Source organism: Bradyrhizobium sp. (genome assembly GCF_049798375.1).
Classification (GTDB): domain Bacteria; phylum Pseudomonadota; class Alphaproteobacteria; order Rhizobiales; family Xanthobacteraceae; genus Bradyrhizobium.
Map to the genome: position 1 here is coordinate 1 of NZ_JBARGP010000314.1, position 6,614 is coordinate 6,614.

6 protein-coding genes are annotated in these 6,614 nt (G+C 65.6%); all 6 read right to left on the reverse strand.

Going from position 1 to position 6,614, the window contains the following annotated elements; genetic code table 11:
- Positions 1-828 (reverse strand): glycogen/starch synthase (locus WA702_RS13425; RefSeq protein ID WP_425111013.1); only part of this gene is annotated, 828 nt, incomplete at its 3' end.
- A gap of 10 nt (positions 829-838) precedes the next feature.
- Positions 839-2,104, reverse strand: coding sequence for a glucose-1-phosphate adenylyltransferase (gene glgC / locus WA702_RS13430; RefSeq protein ID WP_425111014.1), 1,266 nt, complete (start codon positions 2,102-2,104; stop codon positions 839-841).
- 169 nt (positions 2,105-2,273) lie between these two features.
- On the reverse strand, positions 2,274-3,221 hold the full coding sequence (locus tag WA702_RS13435; RefSeq protein WP_425111015.1) for a carbohydrate kinase family protein: 948 nt from the start codon (positions 3,219-3,221) through the stop codon (positions 2,274-2,276).
- Positions 3,218-4,870: an FGGY-family carbohydrate kinase gene (locus WA702_RS13440; RefSeq protein ID WP_425111016.1), complete on the reverse strand. Its 1,653-nt coding sequence runs from the start codon at positions 4,868-4,870 to the stop codon at positions 3,218-3,220. The genes WA702_RS13435 and WA702_RS13440 overlap by 4 nt, the downstream gene beginning before the upstream one ends.
- A gap of 28 nt (positions 4,871-4,898) precedes the next feature.
- Positions 4,899-5,672, reverse strand: coding sequence for an SDR family NAD(P)-dependent oxidoreductase (locus WA702_RS13445; RefSeq protein WP_425111018.1), 774 nt, complete (start codon positions 5,670-5,672; stop codon positions 4,899-4,901).
- A 50-nt stretch (positions 5,673-5,722) separates the two neighbouring features.
- On the reverse strand, positions 5,723-6,614 hold an 892-nt coding region (locus WA702_RS13450; RefSeq protein ID WP_425111017.1), incomplete at its 5' end, for an ABC transporter ATP-binding protein.

Genomic DNA, 6,614 nt, shown 5'->3' on the forward strand with positions numbered 1-6,614 from the left:
GCGCGCCTCCAGACTGTCGACGCTGTAGTGCGAAGCGATGGCGGGATCATGCGCCGGATCCCAGACAGTGATGTCGATGCCATTGAGGATGCCCGAGAGCGCACCGGACCGCGCACGCAACAGGCCATCCAGCCCCATGCCCTGCTCGGCGCCCTGGATCTCCTGCGCATAGGTCGGCGACACCGTGGTGATGCGATCGGCGAATTGTAGCCCAGCTTTGAGGAAGCTGATGCTGCCGTAATATTCGACGCCATGGACCGTAAACGATTCCGGCGGCAGGCCGAGCCGCACGATCAGCTCGTACGGACAACGGCCCTGGAAGGCCAGATTGTGCACCGTCATCACCGTGCCGGGATGCGGCCGGTCGCTATAATGCAGGTAGGCCGGCATCAGTCCCGCCTGCCAGTCGTGACCATGAATCACGTCGGGCACGAAAGCCGGAACGGCGCCGAGCCCGATATCCGCGGCAACGCGCGCCAGCGCGGCGAAACGGAAAGCGTTATCAGGCCAGTCCTTGCCGTCGGGACCGAGATAGGGATTGCCGGGACGGCTGAACAGATGCGGCGCATCGAGCACGAACAGATCAAGGTGACCGTGCGTGCCGCCGAGCAGCCGCGCCGGTCCCCCGAACAGATCCTTCAGCGCGAGCACTTCGGTCGCCGATTGCAGCGCCTCGAGCGCGGCGGGATAGCCGGGCATCAACGTCCTGATAGCAACGCCTTCCGCGCGCAGCGCCAGCGGCAATGCACCGGCGACGTCGGCGAGCCCGCCGGTTTTGACGACCGGATAGACCTCCGACGCGACCGAGAGGACGCGCAAGCCGCTCATGTCGTTGTACTCACTGATTGAGGCCGTCGATCATGGTTTGCGTGATCAGCGAGATGCCGTTCGGCGAGGTGCGGAAGCGCTTGGCGTCGAACTCGGGATCCTCTCCGACGACGAGACCTTCGGGAATCTGCACGCCGCGGTCGATCACCACGTTCTTCAGCCGGGCATGCCTGGCGACCTGCACATAGGGCATCAGCACCGCCCCCTCGAGCTGGGCGTGGGAATGCAAATGCACGCCGGTGAACAGCAGCGACCGCCGGACCGCTGCGCCCGACACGATGCAGCCGCCCGACACCAGCGACGAGATCGCCGCGCCGCGCCGGCCGCCGTCCTCGTCATGCACGAACTTGGCCGGCGGTACGATCTCCGAATAGGTCCAGATCGGCCAGGAGCGGTCGAACAGGTCGAGTTCCGGCACCACGTCGGTGAGATCGATATTCGCCGACCAGTAGGCATCGACGGTGCCCACATCGCGCCAATAGCTGCGCGGATCGTCGCCGGAGCGGACGCAGGAGGTCGTGAACTGGTGCGCCACCGCGCGGCCGTTCTTGACGATATAGGGAACGATGTCCTTGCCGAAATCATGCGCCGAATTCGGATCGGCTGCGTCGCGCTTCAGCTCGTCGTACAGGAACTTGGCGTCGAACACGTAGATGCCCATGCTGGCGAGCGACATGTCCGGCTTGCCCGGCATCGGCGGCGGATCGGCCGGCTTCTCGATGAAGGCGCGGATGGTGTCGTCTTCGTTGACGTGGATGATGCCGAAACCCGAGGACTCCGCGCGCGGCATCTCCAGGCAGCCGACGGTGACGTCGGCCTTCTGGTCGACGTGCTGCTGCAGCATGACCTCGTAGTCCATCTTGTAGATGTGGTCGCCGGCGAGCACCACGATGTATTTGATATTGTAGCTCTCGAGGATGTCGATGTTCTGATAGACCGCGTCGGCCGTGCCGGAATACCAGCCGGTCTCTGTGACGCGCTGGCTCGCCGGGAGAATATCGAAGCTCTCGTTGCGCTCCGGGCGGAAGAAATTCCAGCCCAGCTGCAAATGCCGGATCAGGCTGTGCGCCTTGTATTGGGTGGCGACCGCGATACGCCTGATGCCCGAATTGACGGCATTCGATAATGCGAAGTCGATGATGCGGGATTTGCCGCCGAAATAGACTGCCGGCTTGGCGCGCCTGTCGGTCAGCTCCAGCAACCGGCTGCCGCGGCCTCCTGCCAGCACATAGGCCAGCGCATGGCGCGAGAGCGGCTCGGTTCCGGTTGGTGCCATCTGTTCCTCCCTGATCGACCGGACGCAATCGCCAGCCGGACACCGGGATGTTGGTCCGGCCCGGCATGCTATCCCGCCGCTGACTGCCCTTATATGACGGGTAAATAGACAACCAGTTCCGAAAGCGAAGCGCAATCGCGCGGTTTACGCGCGTGCGTGGCATACCGGATTATGCGAGTGCGTCCCATGTCGCCGCCATCTCGGCCCAAAGCGGCGGGTCGGCGCCGGGACGGGTGCAGGTCACCGCGGCGCAGGATGCCGCAAAGGACAGCGCCCGGCGCAGCTCCAGCTGGGTCAGATGCGGCAGCCCGGCCTTGGCAAGCCGGCCCAGTCTGTGCAGGGCGAACAGCAGCGCCGCCTGAAAACTGTCGCCCGCCCCGATGGTGTCGACCACGATGACCGCAGGTGCAGCAACCTCGACCGCACCGGCGCTGCGATGCCAGGCCAGCGCGCCGCTCGCGCCACGGGTGACGACGAACAGGTCTCGGCCGGCCGCAAGCAGCGTCTCGGCCCGTTCCGCATAGCGGTCATGACCGTGGAGATAGTCGAAATCGACGTCCGACATCTTGATCATGTCGGCGCTAGCGGCAAAGCCGTCCATGCGCGTGCGGTAGGCGTCCCGGTCCTTGACCAGGTTCGGCCGGCAGTTCGGATCGAACGAGATCGTCGCGGTGCGGCTCGCATCCGCGATCATCGCGAGCGTCTCTTTGGCGCCCTGGTCGTGCACCAAAGTGGTCGAGCCGACATGGACCGCGTCGATGGTTGCAAACGGAATGCGGCCCCTAGGATAGATCCAGTTTCGTGCCGCGGTCGCGGCGTCATAGAACGCGTAATGCGACTCGCCGGCAACGATGCGCACGAAGGCCAGCGTGGTCTGGTCGTCGTCGCGGGTAGCGTAGCGCAGGTCGACATCGGAGGCCGCCGCATGGTCCGCGATCATGCTGCCCCACAAATCGGTCGAGACGCCGCCGACAAAGCCGGTCGGCGCACCCAATCGGGCAAGGCCGACCGCGACGTTGAGGCAGGAGCCGCCGACCGCCGGCATCAGCGCATCGCGCCCGTGCGCTGTTTTCGCCGGCACGAAATCGATCAGCGCGTCGCCGCAGCTTAGGATCATCCGTGCGCCCCTGCTTTGTCGTCACGCATGATGGCGCGGCTGTCGCGATCGAGCGTGCGCAGCATCCTGTGGATGCGCCGCTTGCGTTGATGGAAGCCGGCGACAGCAGGATTGGTCGGATCGCTGACGCGCCCGAGCGCCGACATCGACGCCATGGTCTCACCGAGCGAGCGAAAGCCGCCGCTCGCGACGGCGCCGAGCATGGCCGCACCGAGCAGCACCGGCTCCTGCGTGCGGGGCAGCGCCACGGTGAGGCCGGTGGTATCGGCCATGATCTGCCGCACCAGCGGGCTGCGCGACGCGCCGCCGGCCATCACGACCATCCGACTCCTGACATTGTTTTCGGCAAAGGCATCGATGACGTCAGCGAGGCCATAAGCGAGCCCGCAGAGCCCGGCGACGAACAGCCGCTCCAGCGCGCCGATATCGGTGTCGAGATCGAGGCCGGCGATCACGGCACGGGAATCCGGATCGGCATAGGGCGAGCGGTTGCCGAGAAACTCGGGGAGGATATGCAGGTCGCGCGCCAGCAGCGCGGCTTCGCCGACATGCTCGACCCGCGCCATGATGCGGCGCTCGAGAAACTCGATGACGTCGAGGCCGCCGGAATGCGCCGCTGCGCTGGCTTCGGCGAACGACGGATGCGAGCGCAAGAGATGATCGATCGCGGCGCCTGCCGCCGACTGGCCGCCCTCGTTGAGCCAGAAGCCCGGCACCATGCCCTGGTAATACGGTCCCCACACGCCCGGCACGAAGGATGGCTCGCGCGTCGTGGCCATGATGCAGGCCGAGGTCCCCATGATGTAAGCGAGGCGGTCGCGGACATCGACCTCGCCGCCATCGGCCGCACGGCCGCCGATCGCACCGATGCCGCCGGCATGGGCATCGATCAGCGCGGCGCCGACCGCAGTGCCAGGGACCAGTCCGAGCTCCTGCGCCGCGGCCTGCGACAGGCCGTGTCCGAGCGGCGTGCCCGGTGCGACGATCTCGGTGCCGATCCGCGCGTAGTTCTCGGCTGCGAAATCCGCAAGCCCGATGCGCTCGAAATAGGACGCGCTCCAGCGCTGCTCATGGGCGAGGTAATTCCACTTGCAGGTCACCGTGCACATCGAGCGCGCCAGCGAGCCGGTGGCCTTGTAGGTGAGATAGTCGGCGAGATCGAAGAAGTGCCCGGCCGCAGCGAAGCTCGATTTCAGATGCCGCTTCAGCCACAACAGCTTCGGCATCTCCATCTCCGGCGAGATCGCGCCGCCGACATAGCGCAGCACCTCGTCCTGGGTCGCATTGATGTCGCGCGCCTCGGGAATGGCGCGATGATCCATCCAGACGATCACGTTGCGCTGGTGATCGCCGGAGCTGCTGACGGTGAGCGGGTTGCCCTGCTTGTCGAGCACGACCAGCGAGCAGGTGGCATCGAAGCCGATGCCCCTGACCAGTTCGGGCGCGATGCCGGCTTCCGCCATCGCCGCCCGCACCGAGGAGACGCAGGCGTTCCAGATACCGGCGGAGGACTGCTCGACGATGTCGCCAGCCTCCTGCCAGAGCTGGATCGGATATTTCGCGGAGGCGAGCAGATTGCCCGCCTCGTCAAAGACCCCCGCTCGCGTGCTCGATGTCCCGACATCGATGCCGATGTAAGCCTGCCGCATGGTCGCTCCGGTCAATTTTGACGTGAGCTTACCAGCAAGTGTAGCCGCCATCGACAACGACGACGCTGCCGGTCATCAGGCTTGCCGCCTCGGAGGCCAGGAACAGCACCACCGAGGCAATTTCGTCGACCTGTCCCAACCGCGCCATCGGGGTTCCACCGATCCAAGCGTCATACATGCGCGCGTTGCTTTTCACGAAGGCGTTCAGGGGGGTGTCGATATAGGTCGGCGCCACCGCGTTGACCCGCACGCCGCGCGCGCCCCATTCCGCCGCCAGCGACTTGGTCAGATGGTGCACCGCGGCCTTGGACGCGTTGTAGAAGCACTGCTCCTGCGGCTTGTTGACGATGAAGCCGGACATCGAGCCGATGTTGACGATGTTGCCGGCCTTCGCCGCCAGCATGTGCTTGCCGAAGGCGCGGCAGCACCAGAAGGTGCCGTTGAGGTTGACATCGATCACGTTGAGCCAGTGTTCATCGGCCACGGTCTCGGCCGGGGTCTCGCTGCGGGCGATGCCGGCATTGTTGACGAGGATGTCGACCTTGCCGTAACGCGCCACCAATTCGTCGGCGACCTGCGTCACCCGGGCGGAATCGGTGACGTCCATGATGGAGGTCTCCGTGTCGTAGCCCTTGGCCTTCATCTCGGCCTGGGCTGCGCTGGCGACCTTGCTGTCGCGATCGGCAATCACGACCTTGGCACCCGCCTCTGCCAGCGCCTCGACGCAGGCGAGTCCGATGCCTTGGCCTCCCCCGGTCACCAGCGCAGTCTTGCCGTCGAGCTTGAATTTTTCCATGTACATGGCCGTCATCCGTCTTTCTCGTTGACGCCACGATGGTGGCGCCCTCTCTTTCACGCAAAAATCGCGTTGCCGTTGGCGTCGAAGCGATAGATTCGGTTGGGATCCGGCACCAGCGTGACCTGGTCGCCCATCTTCACGCCGATCTCGCCGGCGCCGCGTACGGTGAGCGTGCCGAGCGGGCCCGCATCGACATAAAGGAAAGTGTCGCTGCCGAGATGCTCGGCGATGACAACCTTGCCGGACCAGCCCTGCCCGCCGGCATCGACTTTGAGATGCTCGGGCCGCACGCCGATGGTGGTCGCGCCGCGATGGGCCGCAGGCGCGCCGGTGATGAAGTTCATCTTCGGCGAGCCGATGAAGCCGGCCACGAACAAATTGGCGGGCCGCTCATAGAGCTCGAGCGGCGAGCCATATTGCTCGATCTGGCCGGCGCTCAGCACCACGATCTTGTCAGCCATGGTCATGGCCTCGACCTGGTCGTGGGTCACGTAGATCGCCGTGGTGGCGAGCTGCTTCTGCAGCCGCGTCACCTCGAGCCGCATCTGCACCCGCAGCGCGGCGTCGAGATTGGATAGCGGTTCGTCGAACAGGAACGCCTTGGGCTCGCGCACGATGGCACGTCCGATCGCAACGCGCTGGCGCTGGCCGCCGGAGAGCTCGCGCGGCTTGCGGTCGAGATAGGGCGTCAGATTGAGCGTCGCCGCGGCCGCCTCAACCTTGCGATTGATCTCGTCCTTGGGCTGCCCGGCCATCTTGAGACCGAACGCAATGTTGCCGCGCACGCTCATATGCGGATAGAGCGCGTAGGACTGGAACACCATCGACAGCCCCCGCTTGGCCGGCGGCACGTCGACGACGTTCTTGCCGTCGATCAGGATCTTGCCGCCGGAGACGTCCTCCAGGCCGGCGATGAGGCGGAGCAGCGTGGTCTTGCCGCAGCCG